This is a genomic window from Dyadobacter arcticus, assembly GCF_011762185.1.
Classification (GTDB): Bacteria; Bacteroidota; Bacteroidia; order Cytophagales; family Spirosomataceae; genus Dyadobacter; species Dyadobacter arcticus.
The window spans coordinates 947,284-968,848 of the sequence record NZ_JAASQJ010000002.1 but is presented as its reverse complement, the minus strand read 5'-3'; the positions used below and the strand labels follow the sequence as shown (position 1 = coordinate 968,848).

Sequence of the window (21,565 nt, the reverse complement as noted above, 5' to 3'; positions counted from 1 at the left end):
TTATTAACTACACTGTAATAAAAAACTCATCGTGCGGACGTTATCCAGTTTTTCTTTGGGTACCATTTCTCCATTCATTCGTTTGGCTGCATAGCGCCAGTTCAGTTTTTCTATCAGTTCACTCATCCTCTATATCCGTTTACTAAATGCTATTGTAAACTTAATTAAATATACTATACATTTGTAAGTACTATACAAAAGGATAGCGAATCAAGTTCAGCCAGTCATGAAAAACGAAGAAGTAAAAGTTGAGGGTTACACATTGGGTGAATGTACCAAAAACATTCTACCTGTGCGGGATGCATTGGAAGTACTCAGTGGCAAATGGAAACTGCCCATTATCATATCTCTGATGTTTGGAAACAAGCGTTTCTCCCAAACCGCCCGGGAAGTGCCCGGTATCACGGATAAAATGTTATCCAAAGAACTGCGCGACCTCGAATGCAATGAACTCGTCAAAAGGACAGTTTACGATTCAATCCCCGTTGTAGTGGAATATTCGCTGACGGAGTATGGGCATTCTTTGAAAGTGGTGATTGAGGTTCTGAGGGATTGGGGGGTGAAGCATAGGGAGCGGATTATGAGTGCGGTTTGAATGGGAGGGTTCATTCTTCTAGCACGATCCTATCCTCATAAACATTAAATCGAGAAGGATTTGGCCCCTGATAACTCCAATTTGTGAAATAGCCTGTATTTAAGCTCAGGGTATCTCCCCTAGCTAAGAGCGCAGTAATCATGAATCCTCCTTCTGGAATTCTAAGGTCTCGTTTGATATTGAGTTTTAATCTTTCAATTTTTCCAGGTTCTATATTTTTGATTATCCATACTTTGGTTCCGTAATCTCCGTCAATTTTTAACTCAGAAATTACGGTTGCAGTTTTATTAGTTATCAAGAACTCAATGTCATACTTCTCTTTGTATAGCCTGTCTTCGCAGGAAAAGAGGAACAAGAAGCTTAAAACGAATATGGTTTTCTTCATGGTGAGATGTATAGCTTGTCTGATTAGTATTCTACTATAAAAAGTAACCCAGCCCGATATCCAGCTGGGCTGGGTTGTTTTCATATTATCTGCTTCCTACGATAGTGTCTTCATAAATATGAAAGTCCGTTGGATTTTCTTCCAGAAAATAGCCATTGGTGTAATACCCGGTATTTAATGTTACACTATCCGTTGTACTAAAAAATGCAGTAATTATAAACGCTCCTTCCGACCGCCGAATGTCCCTTTTTATATTAAAGCGAAGCTTTTCTGTCGTTCCCGGCTGGGTGTTTTTAAACGTCCATACCTTCACACCGTAGTTAGCATCAATTTCTATTTCTGAGACCACCTTATTGGTATTGTTCGTGATTGTAAATTTCGTATCAAATTTCTTCTTGTAGAATTTGTCTTCGCAAGTGAAACTGATTGAAAGAAGCAGCATAAATATTATTTTTTTCATATTACAGTTCATTTCAGTCTAACCAGAACATTCAATGGTGAGCCATTTTGAATTTCGGCTGAACTGAGAACAAGTCTAGAAGTCAAGGCGCTGATATAATTAAATATTTCATCATCGCTTTTGGTTACGCGAACATTATAATCGAAAATGTTCTTTTTGTAGCGTTCAGCTATTTGTACATAATATTGCAGCCCCACCAGGTTGTTAAACAAATCCATATCCCTACTCAGGGTTCAGCATTTTCAAAATCGGGATGCTTTCTCCTGACGTTTTCAACTATTTCATCGAAACTATTTCCTGAATGCTCCCGGAGATTCGATTTATTCTCTGGATTTACAGTTAAGGAAATATGTTCCAGATCGCCGTAGGTGTAGCCAATCAAAGCGTCGGGGTAATCTTCGGGCATTTGCGCTTTCAAGCCTTGATACTGAACGGATTTCATTTTTACTTCCCGGCTAACTGACTTTTCCTGGGAAACTGACACCTCATTTTCACAAGCCATTGATAATGTGCACAGAATAACAAAAGCGGCAACTTTGAACTTAAAATGCATAACTAATCTCAATTTTTAGATGATGGAATAACTGATTTTCTTCCAAGCAATCTAAGCGAGATCAGTTCGGTAGTTTGTAGAAGCCAACTTAACATCCATCCTCCGGCCGACATCGCTTATTGATCGGTAAAATGACTCACCACGAATTACGTTGGCTACAAAAAAAGAGCAACCCTCACGGGCCGCTCTTCAATAATCAGGAATTAACCCGACATCTATAATATCTCAGCTTTTACCCCAGCTGATTAATGCAATTCAAATCTTCGAATGCACCTTTGAGGCGTTGGATCATGGATTCTTCGCCTTTACGAAGCCAAACACGGGGATCGTAGTATTTTTTGTTTGGCGAATCGGGGCCATCTGGGCTGCCCAATTGGGTCTGCAGATATCCTTCTTTTTCTTTGTAATATTTCAAAATTCCTTCCCAGGTCGACCATTGCATATCGGTATCAATGTTCATTTTGATCGCGCCGTATTCAATTGCCTCGCGGATCTCTTCGCGGGATGAACCTGAGCCACCGTGGAATACAAAATTCACTGGCAATTCAGCAGTATGGAATTTTTCCTGGATAAAGTTTTGGGAATTGCGAAGGATTTTCGGTTCAAGTTTTACATTACCTGGTTTGTAAACGCCATGGACGTTTCCAAATGCAGCGGCTATTGTAAAGTTTGGAGAAATTTTCAGAAGTTCTTCGTAAGCGTAAGCCACTTCTTCAGGCTGCGTGTACAATTTAGAGCTATCCACGTCGCTGTTATCCACACCATCCTCTTCTCCGCCTGTTACACCCAACTCTATTTCTAGCGTCATACCGATTTTCGCCATACGTTCGAAATATTTGGCAGAAATTTCGATGTTCTCTTCAATCGGCTCTTCCGATAAATCCAGCATATGGGAGCTGTACAAAGGCTTACCATATTGGTCAAAATGACGTTCGCCGGCGTCCAGCAGGCCATCGATCCAGGGAAGCAATTTTTTGGCGCAATGGTCGGTATGAAGGATTACGGGAATGCCGTAAAGTGCTGCCATTTGATGCACATGCATGGCTCCGGAGATACCACCCGCTATCGCTGCCTGCTGATTGGTATTGTTGAGACTTTTCCCTGCATAAAATATAGCACCGCCATTTGAGAATTGAATGATGACAGGGCTGTTTACCGCTTTCGCAGTTTCCATTACCGCATTCACTGAGTTGGTTCCTACCACGTTAACCGCCGGGAGGGCATAGTTATTTTCGTTGGCATGGCGGAAAATTTCGCTGACACCATCACCGGTAACAACCCCGGAGGCAAAGCGTTTTGTGGTTTCGCTCATAGTAATTAAGAAGATTTTTTCGAGAAATAATTTCACAATTCAGGTAACAAAAATGAATTGGGAACCGATCGACGCAAGTTAGGTATTTTACAGAAAATGGAGGAAATATGTATGGTTTATTATACATTATAGGGAAGATTAATACGGTTTTAATCGTTTTGGCACAATCTGTGTATCTTTGGAAATCATTGAAAAACCGGGTATTAACCTGCCTTCTTTTGTTACTAATTACGCATTAATGAATTCCAAACTTAACAGGACAGTATTACTAGCGCTCGCACTTGGTTTCTTTGCCGTTTGGGTCCTGGAATTCCGCAGAGCTGGACTGTTTGAAAGTTACTGGCTTCTGCTATTGAGCATTGTTTGCCTGCTTTTTTTTCAGTTTATCCGGTTGAAAGCAGCGACCCGCAACGGAGTTACAGAAGAAAAGAAAATCATTTCGCCAAGAAAAGCTCCTGGCAAAAAGCCTAAAAGATGATCACCCCGTTCGCCCTTACCATCGTATTCTTTGTTCTGGCCGGATATTTCGGAGCAGTGAGATCGGTATTGATAGATTTTTCGATTGACAGGTATTCGCTACGGAACGAAAAATCTGAAGTGGTAATCCAGACGCTGTACTGGCGACGGGTACTGCGAATGATACGTTTGCTGGCCGTGGCGCTGGGCTGTTTCATGGCAGTTATTACAATCTATCCCTATCTGTTCCTTACCTCTGGTTTTCAGGAAGTGCTCATCATCATTGCATTGTTTGCGGGATTGGCGGTTTTCTGGATGGTTTCATACAGCAGTTGGATCAAAGTTGGCCGCAGTTTCCCGCACGTGCTCGACTTAAAGTCTTTCCCCGTAAGATTTGGTGAATGGGTGATGACGCCGTTGTATTGGGTCGTCGAGCCATTTGTGAAGGAGAATATATTATCGGCCTCTCTTCGTGATGACATTGTTTCCGCCGACGATCCGGATTTTGATGACCACAGCATTGAAGAGCGGATGTTTATTAACGCCCTTGATTTCAAAGATTTGCGGATCAGGGATTGTATGATTCCCCGGACGGAGATTTCGGCAGTCAATGTGAATGCGACTATTGAAGATTTGAGGACGGCGTTTCTGACCAGCGGGCACTCCAAAATTATCGTCCATCGCGAGTCCGTGGATGAAGTGCTGGGTTACTGCCACGCTTTATCGCTTTTCAAAAAACCCAAAGAAATCAGCAACATCATTACCCCGATCCTGATTGTGCCCGAAGCGATGCACGCGAGGGATTTAATGCTCCGTTTTTTAGAAGAAAGAAGGAGTATTGCGCTGGTCGTGGACGAATTTGGCGGTACTTCCGGCCTGGTAAGTGTGGAGGATGTGGTCGAACAAATTTTTGGTGAGATCCAGGATGAATATGATTCTACTGAAGATTGGACCGAAAGGAAGCTGGACGATGATACATATATGCTCAGCGCAAGGCATGAGCTCGACTATTTAAATGAAAAATACGGCTGGGAGCTTCCGGAAGGCGATTATGATACCCTTGCAGGAATGCTCATCCAATATTGCGGCGATTTGCCGGACGTTAACGAAACGGTCAGCATACCTCCGTATTCCTTCCAGGTGATATCTGTTCAGGATACCCGGATAGAGCTTGTGAAACTGACCATTGAGGAAAAGGAGAAAAAAGGAAGCAGAGAGTAAGCAGTAACGCTTAAATTCATTTCAATAAGGTGCTCAGGTGCGGATATCGGTTGAAAATATTGGGAAGAAATTTGTGAGGGAGTGGATTATCCGCAATGCCAGTTTTGAATTGTCGGCAGGTCAGAAATATACTTTCGTCGGGCCAAATGGCAGTGGAAAATCGACGGTTCTGCAATTGCTGACAGGTATGGTACCGGTTTCGGAGGGAAAGATCAGATACCATTCAGATGGCAAAGAGATTGAGGAAGATCATTGGTACAAGCATTTGATCATTGCGGCGCCTTATCTCGAGTTGATCGAGGAATTTACTTTGCGGGAACTGATAACTTTCCACAGCAAATTCAAGCCATTCAAAGACAATATGTCGTACCAGGAATTCGAAGATTTCATTCAACTTTCCCACGCCAGCAACAAAACAATTCGTCATTTTTCTTCGGGAATGAAGCAAAGAGTAAAACTTGGGCTTGCGTTTATGTCCGATGTCCCCATCATTTTTTTGGATGAACCTACCACCAATCTGGATGCGCAGGGTATCAGCTGGTACCTTGATCATGTGGTTGATAACACTCAAAATCAGCTTGTTTTGCTTGGTTCCAATGTAAAACAGGAATATGAGTTTTGTGAAAATATCATATCTGTTTCTGCGTTCAAATAAAAAACGAGGTCGTGCCGATGCAGAAAACTTTACGCTCAATCTTCATCATCTTTATTCTTACTACTTTCTCTGCTCTGAAATCTTTGGGTGGTGGAATGTATTTCATTGAAAACCGTGGTCAATGGGAAAAGGACATTCTTTTTCGTGCTGAGATACCCGGAGGTTTTCTTTTCCTAAAAAATCACTCTCTTATTTATGTGCTGTACGATATCAAAAAAGTATCCGGACATCACGCAAAACATCATGCTACCGCTGCGGTCAGAGAGAGTTCATTGGACGAAAATATTCCTGCTCATGGTGTGGAAGTACAATTTCAAAATTCTCTTTCTTCTGTAAAGCATGATCCAAAGCGGCCAATAGAAACCTATTTCAACTATCTTCTTGGCAAAGAAGAAGCTAAATGGGCCGGAGGTGCGAAAGGTTTTGAGGAAATCATTTATGAAAATCTCTATCCCGGAATCAATTTGCGCATTTACCTTCACCAATTTAAGCTCAAATATGAATTTTTGGTCCAGCCCAATGCAGATCCAAGTCAGATCAAGCTTCAATATTCGGGTGCAGAAAAGGTGTCATTGAATGAGACCGGTCAATTGGTAATTAAAACTTCTATCGGCACATTCAAAGAAGCTGAACCCTATTCATTTCAAAATATCAATGGCAAGACAGTGGAAATTGCGTCCCCATTTTCTCTGCTGAATGAAAATACGGCGCAATTCAATCTACCAAAGGGCTATGATAAAAAACAGATTTTAACAATCGATCCAGAGCTTATTTTCTCTACCTATTCCGGATCGACCTCCGACAATTGGGGGCATACGGCAACGTATGACGATGAGGGTAACCTTTATTCCGGCGGTACTGTATTTGGTGCAAATTTCCCTGCAACTGTCGGTGCATTCCAAACCAAATTTGAAGGTCTGGTAGATATTTCGCTGATGAAATTCTCACCGGATGGCAGTAAGCTTATTTACGCGACATTTCTTGGCGGTAACAATACGGATCTTCCGACGAGCCTTATTGTCAATTCTAAGAAGGAGCTTTTAGTATTGGGTACTACTTCCTCGAAAAACTTCCCGACCCGGAGCAACGCTTTTCAGCCTGCATTCGGCGGAGGTACACGGGTAGTTCCCATTTCCGGCCTGGATCTTGCAAATGGTTCAGATATTTTTATTTCAAAATTAAGTATGGATGGCAAGCAGCTGGCTGGCTCCACCTATTTGGGCGGAAACGGTAATGACGGCGTCAGCAATAGCCTCTCATTTACAATCCGGAATTACGGGGATGCATTCAGGGGTGAAATCGTGGTGGATAACTCAGACAATGTATTGATTGTATCCTCCACCAATTCCGGGAATTTTCCTGTTAAAAACTTCGTGCAAGGAAAATTGGACGGAAGCCAGGATGGCATTGTTAGCAAATTTGATGCAGGTTTAAACACGCTTTTGTGGAGTACGTATTTTGGAGGTGAAAAAGAAGAAGCGGCCTATTCCCTGAAATCAATGGCAAATGGCGACGTCTATGTGGTCGGGGTGACAACGAGCAAGGTTTTGCCTACGACTGCATCTTCCTACCAGCAACATCTGAAAGGTACCGAGGATGGGTTTGTCGCAAAGTTTTCGGCAGACAAAATTGCTGCGGTTACTTATATGGGGACGGACAGGGAAGATCAAGGTTATATCGTCGACACCGATCCAAGCGGTAACGTCTATGTTTATGGCCTTACCAATGGCAATTACCCGGTGAGTGAGGGAGTTTATCAGAATGTCAAAAGCGGGCAATTCATTCATGCACTCGATCCTGCGTTATCCAAAACCATTTTTTCAACCGTAATTGGGTCCAGCCGCGGAACACCTGACATTTCGCCGACTGCGTTTCTGGTGAGTGAATGCGGCAATATTTACATTGCAGGGTGGGGAGGAAATGTAAACACCGATACCGATAACAACCTGGCGAGCAGTACAGTTGGCCTTAAAGTAACGGAAGACGCCATCAAATCATCAACCAACGGCAACAACTTTTACATTGCCATACTTGAACAAGGAGCGAAGTCACTTTTATATGCCACATACTTTGGGAGCGATAGCCGCAACAACAATGTACAGGGTGATCATGTGGATGGAGGTACCAGCCGCTTCGATAAAAACGGGACGATTTATCATGCTACCTGCGCATGCGGCGGCAGTTTTTTCCCAGTAACACCCCAGGCTTGGTCCAAAACCAATAACAGCGATAACTGTAACAATGCGGCTTTCAAAATCGACATCGATCGTTTAAAGGCTGATTTTGATGTTTACTCGGGAAAAACCAAAGATGTGTTGCGAGGTTGCGCCCCGCTGGCCTTATCCTTCGTCAATACCAGCGAAGGTGGCGTGGACTACATTTGGGAAGTAGGTGGAAGCACCATTTCCCGTGAAGAAGACCAATCTGAATATACCTTTACAAAACCGGGAGAATACATTGTTACATTGAAGGCCTATAACCGGCTCAGCTGCAAGCGGGTAGATGTAGCCCAAAAGACGATCATTGTCGAAACATTGAATGCAAAAGTTACAGGGGATACCGCAGTTTGTGAAAATACAGCCGTAAAACTGCTCGCTTCCGGAGGTACCCAATATAAATGGTCGCCTGCTGAAGGTTTGAGCAGCACGACCACTGCCAACCCGACAGCTATCGTAAAAGAGCCAACCGAATACTCCGTGGAAATCAGCAATGCTAGCGGCTGTAAGGTGAATGCGAAGGTGAAAATTGAGGTGGAGAAAAAGACGGATTTTTTGGATATGCCTGATACAGAAGTCTGCCAGGGAACAACGGTGGTACTATCTGTGAACGGCAAGGCTACCCAATATCGTTGGCTCGCCACCGCCGGGCTTCAAGAAACCATTGGCAAATCGGTCACTGTAAAGCCTACGCAAACTACAACGTATACGGTGGAGGGGATATATGCGGATGGGTGCAGGCCTGTGCGGGAGATTACTGTCAATATCGACAACTCCTTTGAGCCGCAGTTTGAAATTGTAACTTCCGGTGGCGCTTGCAATGAGCCATTCAGCTATTCCACGACCAATAAAACGCCCAATGCCCAGCGGTACGAATGGAACCTGGGAGTTGGTGGTAAGGTGACCGAGCCGGAGATCAGCGAATACATTTATGATACCCCTGGCGAATATGTCATCACCCTAACCGCTTATAATGCGGCCGGTTGTGCATTGACAACTTCCAAAAAGATAATTGCTTCGCCGCCATTCACTTTAACCAATGTAATTACCCCAAATGGTGATGGAAAGAATGATTTTTTTGTGGTACCTGTCTCGCCGTCCTCTCTGGAAATGTTCAATCGGTGGGGAAAATCCATTTTTAAAACAACAGATTATAAGAATGATTGGGGGAAAGAAATTTCCAACGGGACTTACTTTTATGTGGTGGATACACCGCAGGGAAACCATTGTAAAGGGTGGGTCGAGGTGCTGCACTAGGGTAGGTATTTCACTTTTGATCAACAAGTGTTATATTTAAATAAATTCTCGTTTTATCAATAAAAACAAATCTGACTCATGAAAAAGCTGTTTACATTTTTACTGGTCGCCACCGTTGCTTTCACAGCGAACGCGCAGAGCACTACTCATTTTGGCAAAGAAATCACTGAAAATAAAGCAATTGAGGCAAAAGCACTACCCGCAAAAATGGGTGATAAAACTGAAATGGAGGCGAAGGTAAGCGGTACTGTTGAATCTGTTTGCCAGGTTAAAGGTTGCTGGATGACGGTGAAATTGGAAAATGGTGAGACAATGCGGGTAATGTTTAAAGATTATGGTTTTTTTGTTCCGAAAGATATAGCAGGAAAAACAGTGGTCTTTGAAGGAGAGGCACAGAAGAAATCAGTTCCGGTTGACCACCTTCAGCATTATGCCAAGGACGCCGGGCAAAGCAAAGAAGAAATTGCTAAAATCACCGAGCCAAAGGATGAATTAACATTCGTTGCGGATGGTGTAATTGTGAAATAAACATATTTAATAGGGAAGAATTATATAACTGGACGCTTTGTAGAGATACAGAGCGTCCTTTTTTGTGTTTATGAAAATAAAGTTTTTTACCTGGCTGGCGATTTTTATTTGCGTTTCCTGGGCTGCCAATGCGCAGTCCGAAAAACTGAACTGGTGGAACCCGCAAACCGCCACCTTTCCGGTTATTGAAGGTCAGGCCTGGCCAAAAGAAATGAAAAACCCCTATGACCGTTTGCCTGCCAGGGCCGAGAATCAGGTAAGAGATGCGGTATGGACCTTGTCCAATCAGTCGGCTGGATTAATGATCCGGTTCCGGGCCAATGCGTCTCAGATTAAAATCAGATACATCGTGGGTGGCAAACACGCATTGCCACATATGCCCGCTACCGGCGTAAGTGGCGTGGATTTATATGCCATTGCGAGTGACGGAGATTGGCGCTGGTGTGCCGGGAAATATGCATTCGGCGATACGATTGTGTATGGTTTCAAAAATCTGGAACCGAATGATACCTACCATAAAAAAGGGCGGGAGTACAGGCTGTTTCTTCCTTTATACAACAGTGTAAAATGGATGGAAATCGGTACCTCCGAAGGAAGTGAGTTCACGCCATTGCCGGTGAGGCCGGATAAGCCGGTTGTTATTTACGGTACTTCCATTGCCCAGGGTGGCTGTGCTTCCAGGCCTGGTATGGCGTGGACGGCCATTTTAGGCAGAAAATTGGATCATCCGCTTATTAATCTCGGGTTTTCTGGAAACGGCCGATTGGAAAAGGAAGTGGTGGATATGATCGCGGAAGTCGACGCGAAGATTTTTGTGCTGGACTGTTTGCCAAACCTGACGATCAGGCCAGGTGCTGCGCTGCCCGTGACTGCCGAGGAAGTAAAAAAGCGGATTTTAAGCACGGTAAATACATTGCGCTCGAAGCATCCGGATACGCCTATTGCATTGGCAGAACATGCAGGATATACTGATGAAGCCATCAATCCTCAGAGCAAGCATTTTTATGTAGAAATCAATGAGCTATTGCGAGGTGCTTTCCAGCAGTTGAAATCGGAGGGAATGGGCAATATCTATCTCATTCCAAAAGCGGATTTTGGGTTGGATATCGAAGGAACCGTTGATGGCACGCATCCCAATGACGTTGGAATGATGAGCTACGCCGAAGGTTACGAAAAGCATATCCGGAACATTCTTCATGAATATAAAGGAGAGGTTAGCACTACAAAACCAAGTACTCAGCTGCGGGAACTGAATAATTATGACTGGGAAATGCGACACAAGGAAGTCCTGGAACTCAATACAAAGTCCGCACCTGCCACCATTGTGATCGGCAATTCGATTACGCATTTCTGGGGAGGCCTGCCGAAAGGGCCGCGTGCTACGGACGAAGATTCATGGAACAGCACATTTGGCAGTAATTCAAGGAACCAGGGATATGGCTGGGACAGGATCGAAAATGTGCTTTGGAGAGTATACCATGGAGAGCTGGATGGCTTTTTTGCCAAAAATATCCTGGTCAATATTGGAACAAATAACCTTCACCTGAATACGGATGAAGAGATCGTCGCAGGATGGACGTTGCTGATTGACGCGCTGAAATATAGACAACCCAAAGCAAGAATTACAATGATCGGAATTTATCCCAGAAGAAACCAGGAGCAGCGAGTTGCGACATTGAATGAGAAGCTAGCACTCCTGACCGGACAAACCAATGTGGTTTACATCGATCCAGGCAAGGTTTTCCTTCAAAAAGACGGGAAAATTGATGAATCACTTTTCTCGGATGGCCTGCATCCCAATGCGAAAGGATATACGGTTCTTGGAAGAGAAATTCAGCCTTTTATTAAATAGAGGCCTTTCACAAAACAATACCAATGCCAAAAAGAATCACAAAAAGCAATGTTGACAATGCCATTTGTTTGAGGTAGGGATCCAGTTCGCTTGCTTTGGTTAATCTCGAAATAGCAAGGCCATTTTTTATAAACAGCGGAAAACTGAAGAGGAAAATAAGGCTGGTGTAATGTGAGAAATGAAGAATGGTGTAAATCAAAACACATAGCATGCCGGTAATCAGGATAGCCCAATGATACCTAACTGCTTTTTCGCGACCAAGCCTGACTGGGATTGAATTTTTGCCAGTTGCCTTGTCTGATTCGATATCCCGGATATTATTGATATTCAAAACACCAACAGCAAAAAGGCCGCAGCTGCTTGCAGGAAGCAAAAGTCCCCAATCCCAAATGTGGGTATGCAGATAGCTGCTGCCCAAAACGCCTACCCAGCCAAAAAAGATAAGTACCGACAAATCGCCAAGGCCGACGTAGCCATATGGACGTTTACCAGCGGTGTAAGTAATAGCAGCAATGATACAGGCAATCCCGATTCCGAGAAACACCCAGAATGCATTGGCTGGCGCATTTCGCAAAGCAATGGTTAATAACAAAACTCCGGAAATGAGGGCTAATGCTGCAAAAACAACAATGGCCTTTAACATGGAGGAGGAAGAGATTTCACCAGAATGCACTGCCCGTTTAGGACCTTGCCTCAATGCAGTGTCCTTGCCATTTACCGCATCGCCATAATCATTGACGAAATTGGAGAGCACTTGCAGAATGATCGTAGTTAGGACACTCAGGAGAGCAACGGGCCAGCTGAATGTTCCGGACGCAGCGGCCAGGAAGCAACCCATTAAAATACAGGAAAGCGCCAAAGGCAATGTTCTGGGGCGCGCCGCTTCAATCCAGGGATTCATTGATAGGAGGTAGTAATAAACAAACTGCCAGGATGAAGTCCTGGCAGTTTTAATTTTTTTAATCAGATCCCTACGGATTTCAAAAACTCAGCATCGGTAGGCAATACTTTTGAAGCAAAGAAATTGGTAAGTTCACCTTTTTCATTTACGACATACTTGCAAAAATTCCAGGTTGGCACTTTATCATTCCAGCCATTCAAATCTTTGCTGCTCAGCCATTTGTAAATGGGAGCCTGATCTTCTCCCAGAACTGAAACTTTCTCGAACATTGGGAAAGTCACGCCATAAGTGGCAGAACAGAAAGTGGCAATTTCTTCACTGGTACCTGGTTCCTGGCCACCAAAGTTGTTAGCCGGGAAACCCAGGACAACCACTTTATCACCATGTTCTTTGTTGAATTTTTCCCAATCAGCATATTGCTTTGTGTAACCGCATTTAGAAGCAACATTCAGGATCACTACTTTTTTGCCTTTGTACTGGCTCAAATCCACTGTCTTTCCACCTACCAAAGATTTTACTTTAAAATCGTATAAGGATTGTGTGGCTACCGCTGCATTGTCGGGGCGGGAAGCACTTTCATTCTTGTCAGCAAACAGGCCGCTGACCATTGAGGTAATCATAATTAGAAGTGTTTTAATGAAGCTCATAATAGTCTTTTTGGTTATTGGTTAGTAAGAATTTATAGTAAACGATTTTAAAATAAGCCTGTGGTTTTGGTGTCTTCTACATTCTTTCCGGAACCCCTATGCCCATTAACCCCAAAGCTTTGCGAATTGTTTCCGAAACGGCGGCCGATAATCCGACGCGTAACCGTACGGCTTCAGGATCGGGATCCGAAAAGATGGAAACCTCCGCATAGAACTGATTGTAAACCTTCGCAAGCTCGAAAACGTATTGCGAAATGAGTGAAGGAGCGAATTCATTTGCACTCGCCGCAACCTTGACCGGGTATTGAGAAAGAACGAATATCAGCTCTCGTTCAGCCTGATGCAAATGGTAACTATCGCCGGGGATTGTCGGTTGGATACCCGCCTGCTCAGCCTTGCGGATAATCGACCGGATCCGGGCGTAGGTATACTGAATAAATGGCCCGGTATGTCCCTGAAAATCAATGGATTCTTCCGGGTTAAACAACATTCTTTTTTTAGGGTCCACTTTCAGGAGATAGTATTTTAATGCGCCCATGGCAAGCTGGTTATACAACAGCTTAGCCTCTTCACCATCGAAATCATCTATCTTACCCAGTTCCTGCGTACGGTCAGCGGCGGTTTGGATCATCTGGCTTACCAGATCGTCAGCATCGACAACCGTTCCTTCGCGAGACTTCATTTTGCCGGATGGCAAATCCACCATGCCGTAACTAATGTGATAGCAGCCCTCTGAATAAGTCTGGCCTAAACGTTTTAAAATGGCAAAAAGGACTTTGAAATGATAATCCTGCTCATTGCCGACCACCCACAAATAACGATTGTTATGAAAATCGCTGTTTTTCAATTCTGTCGTCCCTAAGTCCTGGGTTATATAAACGGATGTGCCATCGCCGCGTAACACCAGTTTTTCATCCAACCCTTCACTTGAAAGGTCAATCCAGACTGAATTGTCTGGTTTTTTATAAAATACGCCTGTTTTAATTGCTTCCTCAATAATATCTTTTCCAAGGAGGTAAGTGTCGGATTCATAATAGGTTTTATCAAAGCTGACACCAATTTTATTGTAGGTCTGGGCGAAACCTGCATAAACCCAATTGTTCATCGTTCGCCATAATGCCACTGTTTCTGCGTCGCCTTGTTCCCAAAGCAATAGTAACTTTTGCGCTTCCAGGATCCAGGGAGCTTTTTTTGCGGCTTCTTCCTCCGGGATTCCCTGTGCGACCAGTTCTGCAATTTGTTTTTTATATTCTATATCAAACTTGACATAATATTTTCCCGCCAAATGGTCCCCTTTTAAACCGCTGGTTTCGGGTGTTTCCCCATGCCCGAATTTTTTGTAAGCAAGCATTGACTTACAAATATGAATCCCGCGATCATTGACCAGACAGGTCTTAACAACATCATATCCACTGGCTTTCAGGATTCTGGACAAAGAATCACCCAGGAAATTATTCCTTAAATGGCCAAGATGAAGTGGTTTATTGGTGTTGGGTGAAGAGAATTCGATCATGACAGACAGGCTATTGGAAGGAAATGTTCCAAATGCTTCATCTGCTGAGATATCGGTAAATAAATTCAACCAGGTGCTGTCTTTCAGGCTTATGTTCAAAAAACCTTGTACAACATTGAAGCCTGCAACGATTGAAGCGTTTTCTACCAGATGTTCTCCGATAATCTGGCCAATTTCCGCCGGAGCTTTTCGGGTGGTTTTGGTTAGAGGAAAAGTAACGAATGTGTAAAATCCTTCAAATTCTTTTTTGGTAGGTTGTAACAGGATATCATCAGCAATAATATCAAAATGGGTGGAAATCGCCTTTCTTATATCCTCTCTCAAAATGTCTTCAATCGTCATGAAATATAGGGTAAGCAGGAGGCGGTACTTTAAAATCTGGTAATCGCTTCCCGAAGTTTTTATTTAAGTGAAATTATTTCTAATATTAATAGTAATGTTGTCCTTTTTGATGCAAAATTAGGGTAATTATTGAAGACAGTTATACGCTGAAGTAAGAAGTTATGCATTACCGTTTCCTAAATTGTTTTCGGATTTTTATAACCGCATTATTTGTCCTCGGGCCGGTATTGGGTGCGTGGGCTCAACTGCAACAATCCGATCGTCTGGAAATTCCTACCAGTACCTCTGCCAGCGAACAATTTGAAGTTTTCAGCCTGGGCGAACAAGGTATTTTGTCTGTAATCCGCGGCAATGAATATTCGAGTAACAGGAATGAGCAATGGCAATTTGTGAAGTATGACACCACGTTAAGAGTTGTTTGGAAAACGGCTTACAAGCTGGATTTCAGGTATATCCCAGTCATGGCATATAAAGGTGAGTCCATTGGATATTGGCTGTTCGCCGAACCGGATACTGACCGCTTTTTATTTATTCAGCTCAATTTTCAAGATGGTTCCATCGATACCTTCAAGGGTAACCTGCTCCCTGGTGTTGATGTACAACAATTCAAGGTTATTGGGAGTAAGGCGCTGGTTTCAGGTTATTACAGGTCTAGGCCCGTGGTCATTGTCCATTCTTTTTTCGATCACACTACCCGGGTCTTGCCTGGATTATTTGAAAAAAATACAGAGCTTAATAATGTGGATATTAATGAGATCGATGGATACATTAATGTGATCACTTATGCTTTCAGGAAAAAAAATTGTGTTTTTGAAATAAAAACTTATAATTATGATGGAAAGTTTTTAAAGAAAACAACATTAAGCGATCCAAGGTACAGTTTCATTTCGGGGCAGATTGTTCCGCTCAATCCAGACGATTCCTACTTGATTGGTAATTACTCTGTGGGTTGCACGCAGTATTCTCAGGGCTTGTATGTGACGCACATTGAAAGTGACACGCCCGCTGAGCCTCAATTCATAGAATTTTCGGAATTGCAGAATTTCTTCAATTATATGAAGCCGAAACGCAGGCAACGGATGCTGGAGAAGATCGGAAAACGCAAGAGTCTGGGGAAGGAAAACAAGTTCAGATATCGGCTGCTTGTACATGAGCTGATCCAAACGCCCGATGAAATCGTGCTGGTGGCGGAAGTTTACTACCCCAATCAGCGATCGACCAATCCGGTGATCGCAGGCGGCCTTTCACGTCCGTATGTTGCCCGGTCATTGGAAGGATACCGATACACTCACGCAATCGTTTGTGGGTTTGACAGGAATGGGAAGTTCATTTGGGACAATTGCATTACCATTAAAGACCTGACCAGTTTTGATCTTCAGGAAATGGTGCAGGTTACTCCCGTGGATGATTATTTTGTGCTGGCTTATCCTCAGGAAGGCGACATTCACACCGAGGTGATCAGCAGGAGCAAAGTAGTTGTTGAAAGCGAGAAATTTAAGATTAATCCAAAATCGGAAAGGGACAAGGTCCTTAATAATGAAGATGGTTATCTTTCACCATGGTATGGGCAGTACTTTCTGGCATATGGGATGCAGCGGCTTGGAACCTCGGCTGTAGGGCAGGGCAGGGAAGTATTTTACGTTAATAAGCTCACTTACAAAACCGAGGACATAGGCAAAGATGCTGAGAAGGAGGAGGCATCCAGGCCGAGATAAGGCCCTTACGCCTTAATCAACAAGCCAGATGTGGTCTGTTTCAAACCCTTGTTCCCGCCATTCCACCTGGACCCGCTGGCTTTCCACGGTACTCACCTTCATTCCCGAATAATCAGGGTCAATTGGTAATTCGCGGTTGTAGCGGCGATCTATCAATACCATGAGTTCGACAACCTTGGGACGGCCAAAAGCGGTCATGGCATCAAGCGCCGCCCGCACCATCCTGCCACTGGCAAGAACATCATCAATCAGAATTACCTTTTTACCTTCGATCAGAAACGGAACATTCGTTTTGTTGGGTACCAATGGCGATTCCCGCCTTCTGAAATCGTCGCGGTAAAAGGTAGCATCCAAGTAGCCCAATAAAATATTGTTGCCGGTACGCTCCCGGAGTTCGGCGACAATGCGCTCAGCAAAAAAGATACCTCTAGGCTGAAGTCCCATCACCAGTGTATTGGAGAAATCCTGGTGATTCTCAATCAATTGCTGGCATAACCGGCTGATCATGATTTCCAGAAGGGGACTGCTCAGTATTAAACGTTTTTGGGCTACCATGTAATTTCCCTGAATTTTAGCCTAATTTAAGTGCTCAAAAATGAAATCAAAAACTTTTACCAAATGAAATATCTTGTTGCCGGACTCGGAAATATTGGTCCGGAATACGCCTTTACCAGGCATAATGTTGGTTTCATGGTCCTGGATCGCCTGGCTGCGGAACATGGATTTACATTCAGTTTCGAAAAGTTAGCCTTTGTTGCGGAATGGAAATACAAAGGCCGTCAGATTTACTTCATTAAGCCAACGACATTTATGAATCTCAGTGGCAAAGCGCTGCGCTATTATATGGACCAGTTCAAAGTGACTGCCGAAAACTGCCTCGTCGTTGTCGACGAACTGCAATTGCCGTATGGAACTACGAGAATTAAACCAAAAGGAAGTCACGGCGGACACAATGGATTGAAAAATATTGAAGAGCTTTTGGCGACTTCCGATTACCCAAGATTGCGTTTTGGAATAGGCAATGATTTTCCGCGCGGAAGGCAGATAGATTTTGTTTTGAAAGCTTTTTCGAAAGAGGAAATGATAGAGCTTCCGATCTTTTTAGATCGGGCGGGAGATATGGTTTTATCTTTTTGTACTTTGGGAATACAGTCGACAATGAATAATTATAACCAATGATTGAACAATTTAAAGAAAATATAAATATTTCAAGATGCGATGATATTTGGATTTAGTGGTAGAAATTAGAATTTTATTCAGTAATAGGCGCTTTAAGTAGCATATTGTAGTTAAATAACGACTTATAAATGCTTTTTATTCCAAATAAAATTTCGTTCACCTCATTCTTGTTTATTTGTAATTTCAAAATTAATAGTGATATTTGTATTACAGTTGTTCAATACAAAAATTGAATAAATCAGGGAAGGGAAACTGACCGAGTTATAGGTTTGATGAAAATTAGAAAACTCTCTTTGGACTATGTTTCAGGCAAGTAAGTGAAGTTGGCTGGTGAGACCGGAATCGTGATAGGAGCAAAAATTAAGGCAGAATCTGAAAGTGGAAATCTTTCGTATATAGATAAAAATTCCCAAAGTTTAATAAATAAGAAGTTGGAGTATGATTTGTAATATTCCTGCTTTATAGAAAAAGAGACATCTGACATTCATGTCATAAAAATATCCAAGAAAAGAAAAGGTTAAGGGTTTAGGAATAGTCAGCATAAAGCCATCTCCATGAGATGGCTTTATCTTTTTATAGGCTCCGCCCAAATCTCAACTCTCCGATTGGATTTTTTCTGTATTTCCGTTTGGTTCATTTTGTTCGGTTGTGCCGAGCCAAAACCAGTACCCTCAATCCTCGTTTCTGCAATTCCCTTTCCCGTCAGGTAAGTTTTAATAGTAGACACCCTTTTGTTGGATAGTTCCAGGTTTTTCTCAAAACTTCCGGTATTGTCGGTATGTCCTTTCAGCACGATTTTTAAGTCTGGGCGCTTTTGAAAATAGGCGATTGTAGAGTCCAGACGTTGAAATGAACCATCTTCCAATGTTTCATTTCCCTGCTGAAAATACAATGTTGAGAGTGGTAAGGCGTAAGTTTCAGGAGAGAGGCTGATTAAGGACTTTACTTCTTCAAAACGGTTGGTTGTACGAATATTCACGCTTTTTGACTGAAAGCCTTCCACCTGGGCCGAAATTCGATAAGACTCATAAGGTGCCAATTCGAAATTGAAAACGCCTTCCACGGTCTTTGTTTGGGCTACCAATGAATCATTTGCAGATTTGCGCACCAGGACTTCCGCCTCGTGGACAGGTTTGAGGCTGCCACCGTCATAGACCCTTCCGGTTACTAATGTTAGGTTTTTATTTCTTGCGGGCTTTTCATCAGGCAGCGTTTCCTTTACTGGTTCCTCCTCTTCCTGTGCAACAGTTTCTTTGGCAACCTTGCTGATTGTCTGGTAGCTTCTTCTGATAAAAACTGGTGTCATCACGCGATCGTATAAACGAACCAGGACTATGGAACCTGCGCTGGACTCATGATTGGCAATGAGATCATCCTGGAAAAAGTTGAGAACCTGATCATTATCCAGCATGCCCTCAGTTCCCGGATCTTTAAATTCTAGCTTAGATTGCCCGTTAATGTACATTTTGATATTCTTGGTTTCAAAATCACGCGAATAAACATAATGCACATATTGATTGGCTCTGACAGGCGCCTTTTCACCGATGGCGTAATCATAAAAATTGAGCTTGCCATCATAAATGTAGCTTCCGTAGTCACTTTTTCTATTTTTGAAGTCGAGGACGCGTTTCCAGCTATCGAGCTCAGTCAATTTGAAATAGATCTCTATGGTAAAAGATTTATTTAAAAATCCTTTTGCTTCCGCATTATTAAATTGTAAGCCGCTGTTTTTTTCGAACTGGTAGATCGTCCTGTTGAGATAGTCGGAGCCAGGAATTTTTTCTTTAATATACTGGCCGGGTTGACCAAGTGGCTTTAATGCGGGCCCGCCAATTTCAATGGGATTAAGACCATTGTTAAAATCGTAAGTCCACTGGCTCTGCGAAAATGAGCATTCAGCTCGTGAAATCAGAAGAATTATTAGGAGCCACTGCACATTTTTATCAATCATTGCCAAAAATATGGAATGTGGCCGGAGAAGCCGAAAAGCAAGCTGTATTTTTGCGGGGTAATTCTTTTTGCTGGTGAAAAACATTGGTATTGGTATCCTCTTCTCTATTTTGTGGTCGTCGGCTTCGGTAGCAACGAAATTTGGCGTTCAATCTGCCGCTCCTCTTATACTTGCAAACGTTCGTTTTTTTATCGCAGGTATCTTGTTGCTCTCATTTTCGTATTTGTTTGGCAAAGATGATAGCTATCGTTTACCGACGCAAAAAGAATTGAAAAAACTCGCCTTGTTCGGATTTTTGAATACAACGATGTATCTCGGGCTCTACGTGTGTGCCATGAAATATACCGCGGCCGGGATAGGAAGCCTTGCTGTTTCCACAAATCCGCTCATTATCGTGTTGTTATCTTCCTGGTGGCTGGGCCGTCGGCCAAGAGCGGAGGAATGGATTGGTATTGCGTTGGGAATGGCGGGCGTCGGTATTGCAACTTATCCACTGCTGGCAGATAGTTATACAACCTTAGGCGGCATTTCACTATTACTGATCAGCATGGTCGCTGTCTCAGCAGCCAGTGTTTATTATGCCTCGGTGCAATGGGAGCTTCCTAATTTACTGATTAATGGCTGGCAGGTGTTTCTGGGCGCGTTATTCTTGCTTCCTGCAACTTTCGCATTAAGTGATTTTTCAAATACCGTTTTTGATGGTATCTTCTGGGGATCTGTTCTTTGGCTAAGTCTTGCGGTTTCTATTGTAGGGCTGATATGCTGGTTCTACCTGCTGAGGATCGATACCGTAAAGGCGTCGTTGTGGCTTTTTCTATGCCCTCCTTTTGGTTTTTTCTTTGCCTGGTGGCTCATGTCCGAACCGGTAACCATTTACACCATCGCAGGTACCTGCCTGGTAATCGCAGGCTTGTACGCTGGGCAAAAAAATAAAATCAAAGGATTGGGCTGAAATCAGTCAATCAGAATTTCACCTTTAAGAAAAAGCCGGGCCTGCCCTCCGATGAAAACCCTGTCTCCACTCAGCTCGCATTTAAGAAATCCGCCTCGCTTCGAAAGCTGGCGGGCAGTTAATGTTTCTTTGGACAGTTTTTCGGCCCAATAGGGAATGAGTGTTGTATGGGCGGAGCCGGTCACCGGATCTTCGTCAATGCCGGACTGAGGAGCGAAGAATCGCGAAACAAAATCCACCTCATCTCCTGCTGCTGTAACGATAATTCCGCGGGCAGGAATGGTAGAGAGCACAATGATATCAAGTTCCAGGTTTTGCAATGTCTCTTCTGATTCTACAACGACCATATAGTCGGTTTTTCCTTTGTAGACTTCCAGAAGCGTTGTGGTATTGAGGCATTCCATTAAGGCAGGAGGTGGAACAGCAATGTGATATTGATCAACCGGGAAATTCAATGTAAGCCAATCCTCTTTGCAATCAACCCTCAATTCTCCGCTTTTTGATTCAAAAAGGATGGTTTGTCCTTCGTATTTCTGAATGTTGAAGATGACATAAGCTGCTGCTAATGTTGCATGTCCGCATAGGTCAACTTCTACTGTGGGTGTGAACCAGCGGATGTGAAAACCGGATCCTGAGGGGACATAAAATGCAGTTTCTGCTAAATTGTTTTCGGCCGCAATGTTGATCATTGTTTCCTCGGGTAACCATTCTTCTAAGGGAACAATCGCGGCAGGGTTACCACCAAAAAGTTTATCTGTAAAAGCGTCAATCTGATATATAGCTAGTTTCATGTAAAGATTTAGTCGGTTTAGTATTTACAAGGTATTAAAAATATTTCCGATTCACGGACGATGCATCTGGATATTTTTAATATT

General features: G+C 43.2%; 22 protein-coding genes. 10 read left to right on the top strand and 12 right to left on the bottom strand.

The window, feature by feature from the left end; translation table 11 throughout:
• Positions 1-3: 3 nt before the first annotated feature.
• On the bottom strand, positions 4-126 hold the full coding sequence (locus FHS68_RS26580) for a hypothetical protein (RefSeq protein ID WP_262889582.1): 123 nt from the start codon (positions 124-126) through the stop codon (positions 4-6).
• Between the two features lie 100 nt (positions 127-226).
• On the opposite strand from FHS68_RS26580, the gene FHS68_RS11920 reads away from it, so the two are divergent.
• Positions 227-595 (top strand): winged helix-turn-helix transcriptional regulator, encoded by a 369-nt coding sequence (locus FHS68_RS11920; RefSeq protein WP_167270249.1) that lies wholly within the window; start codon positions 227-229, stop codon positions 593-595.
• A gap of 10 nt (positions 596-605) precedes the next feature.
• On the opposite strand, the gene FHS68_RS11915 is transcribed toward FHS68_RS11920, so the two are convergent.
• The 5 genes from FHS68_RS11915 to fbaA form a co-directional block, all read right to left on the bottom strand.
• The gene (locus tag FHS68_RS11915; protein WP_167270247.1) at positions 606-980 is read right to left on the bottom strand and encodes a hypothetical protein; all 375 of its coding nucleotides are present in this window, start codon (positions 978-980) and stop codon (positions 606-608) included.
• Between the two features lie 85 nt (positions 981-1,065).
• The gene (locus FHS68_RS11910; RefSeq protein ID WP_167270245.1) at positions 1,066-1,440 is read right to left on the bottom strand and encodes a hypothetical protein; all 375 of its coding nucleotides are present in this window, start codon (positions 1,438-1,440) and stop codon (positions 1,066-1,068) included.
• Positions 1,441-1,448: 8 nt separating this feature from the next.
• Positions 1,449-1,658 carry a hypothetical protein gene (locus tag FHS68_RS11905; RefSeq protein ID WP_167270243.1) on the bottom strand — a complete coding sequence of 70 codons (210 nt, stop codon included), beginning with the start codon at positions 1,656-1,658 and terminating at the stop codon, positions 1,449-1,451.
• Positions 1,659-1,666: 8 nt separating this feature from the next.
• Positions 1,667-1,993, bottom strand: coding sequence for a hypothetical protein (locus FHS68_RS11900; protein ID WP_167270241.1), 327 nt, complete (start codon positions 1,991-1,993; stop codon positions 1,667-1,669).
• Positions 1,994-2,225: 232 nt separating this feature from the next.
• On the bottom strand, positions 2,226-3,305 hold the full coding sequence (fbaA, locus tag FHS68_RS11895) for a class II fructose-bisphosphate aldolase (RefSeq protein WP_167270239.1): 1,080 nt from the start codon (positions 3,303-3,305) through the stop codon (positions 2,226-2,228).
• Between the two features lie 178 nt (positions 3,306-3,483).
• Between fbaA and FHS68_RS11890 the strand changes: the two genes are divergently transcribed.
• The 6 genes from FHS68_RS11890 to FHS68_RS11865 all read left to right on the top strand — a co-directional run bounded on the left by FHS68_RS11890 (position 3,484) and on the right by FHS68_RS11865 (position 11,490).
• The gene (locus tag FHS68_RS11890; protein ID WP_167270238.1) at positions 3,484-3,783 is read left to right on the top strand and encodes a hypothetical protein; all 300 of its coding nucleotides are present in this window, start codon (positions 3,484-3,486) and stop codon (positions 3,781-3,783) included.
• Positions 3,780-4,982, top strand: a complete 1,203-nt coding sequence (locus FHS68_RS11885; RefSeq protein ID WP_167270236.1) for a hemolysin family protein — start codon at positions 3,780-3,782, stop codon at positions 4,980-4,982. Before FHS68_RS11890 ends, FHS68_RS11885 begins: the two co-directional genes overlap by 4 nt.
• Positions 4,983-5,019: 37 nt before the next feature.
• Entirely contained in the window at positions 5,020-5,637 is a 618-nt protein-coding gene (locus FHS68_RS11880; RefSeq protein WP_167270234.1) for an ABC transporter ATP-binding protein, read from the top strand.
• Positions 5,638-5,654: 17 nt separating this feature from the next.
• Positions 5,655-9,110 carry a DUF7948 domain-containing protein gene (locus FHS68_RS11875; RefSeq protein WP_167270232.1) on the top strand — a complete coding sequence of 1,152 codons (3,456 nt, stop codon included), beginning with the start codon at positions 5,655-5,657 and terminating at the stop codon, positions 9,108-9,110.
• Positions 9,111-9,188: 78 nt separating this feature from the next.
• Positions 9,189-9,638: a DUF4920 domain-containing protein gene (locus FHS68_RS11870; RefSeq protein WP_167270230.1), complete on the top strand. Its 450-nt coding sequence runs from the start codon at positions 9,189-9,191 to the stop codon at positions 9,636-9,638.
• Positions 9,639-9,708: 70 nt separating this feature from the next.
• Entirely contained in the window at positions 9,709-11,490 is a 1,782-nt protein-coding gene (locus tag FHS68_RS11865) for an SGNH/GDSL hydrolase family protein (RefSeq protein ID WP_167270227.1), read from the top strand.
• A 7-nt stretch (positions 11,491-11,497) separates the two neighbouring features.
• Here FHS68_RS11865 and FHS68_RS11860 read toward each other — a convergent pair whose 3' ends face one another.
• The 3 genes from FHS68_RS11860 to argS all read right to left on the bottom strand — a co-directional run bounded on the left by FHS68_RS11860 (position 11,498) and on the right by argS (position 14,893).
• On the bottom strand, positions 11,498-12,391 hold the full coding sequence (locus FHS68_RS11860) for a 1,4-dihydroxy-2-naphthoate polyprenyltransferase (RefSeq protein ID WP_167270225.1): 894 nt from the start codon (positions 12,389-12,391) through the stop codon (positions 11,498-11,500).
• A gap of 62 nt (positions 12,392-12,453) precedes the next feature.
• Positions 12,454-13,011, bottom strand: a complete 558-nt coding sequence (locus FHS68_RS11855) for a glutathione peroxidase (protein WP_229211861.1) — start codon at positions 13,009-13,011, stop codon at positions 12,454-12,456.
• A 103-nt stretch (positions 13,012-13,114) separates the two neighbouring features.
• Positions 13,115-14,893: an arginine--tRNA ligase gene (gene argS / locus FHS68_RS11850; protein ID WP_167270221.1), complete on the bottom strand. Its 1,779-nt coding sequence runs from the start codon at positions 14,891-14,893 to the stop codon at positions 13,115-13,117.
• Positions 14,894-15,054: 161 nt separating this feature from the next.
• Here argS and FHS68_RS11845 point away from each other — a divergent pair, with 161 nt between their 5' ends.
• On the top strand, positions 15,055-16,608 hold the full coding sequence (locus FHS68_RS11845) for a hypothetical protein (protein WP_229211860.1): 1,554 nt from the start codon (positions 15,055-15,057) through the stop codon (positions 16,606-16,608).
• Between the two features lie 12 nt (positions 16,609-16,620).
• Here FHS68_RS11845 and pyrR read toward each other — a convergent pair whose 3' ends face one another.
• On the bottom strand, positions 16,621-17,163 hold the full coding sequence (gene pyrR / locus FHS68_RS11840) for a bifunctional pyr operon transcriptional regulator/uracil phosphoribosyltransferase PyrR (RefSeq protein WP_167270219.1): 543 nt from the start codon (positions 17,161-17,163) through the stop codon (positions 16,621-16,623).
• Positions 17,164-17,226: 63 nt separating this feature from the next.
• Between pyrR and pth the strand changes: the two genes are divergently transcribed.
• Positions 17,227-17,787 (top strand): aminoacyl-tRNA hydrolase, encoded by a 561-nt coding sequence (gene pth / locus FHS68_RS11835; RefSeq protein WP_167270217.1) that lies wholly within the window; start codon positions 17,227-17,229, stop codon positions 17,785-17,787.
• 565 nt (positions 17,788-18,352) lie between these two features.
• Here pth and FHS68_RS11830 read toward each other — a convergent pair.
• The gene (locus FHS68_RS11830; RefSeq protein WP_167270215.1) at positions 18,353-19,738 is read right to left on the bottom strand and encodes an OmpA family protein; all 1,386 of its coding nucleotides are present in this window, start codon (positions 19,736-19,738) and stop codon (positions 18,353-18,355) included.
• A gap of 73 nt (positions 19,739-19,811) precedes the next feature.
• Between FHS68_RS11830 and FHS68_RS11825 the strand changes: the two genes are divergently transcribed.
• On the top strand, positions 19,812-20,690 hold the full coding sequence (locus tag FHS68_RS11825) for a DMT family transporter (RefSeq protein ID WP_167270213.1): 879 nt from the start codon (positions 19,812-19,814) through the stop codon (positions 20,688-20,690).
• Between the two features lie 2 nt (positions 20,691-20,692).
• Here FHS68_RS11825 and FHS68_RS11820 read toward each other — a convergent pair whose 3' ends face one another.
• Positions 20,693-21,481: a PhzF family protein gene (locus FHS68_RS11820; RefSeq protein ID WP_167270211.1), complete on the bottom strand. Its 789-nt coding sequence runs from the start codon at positions 21,479-21,481 to the stop codon at positions 20,693-20,695.
• Between the last annotated feature and the right edge of the window lie 84 nt (positions 21,482-21,565).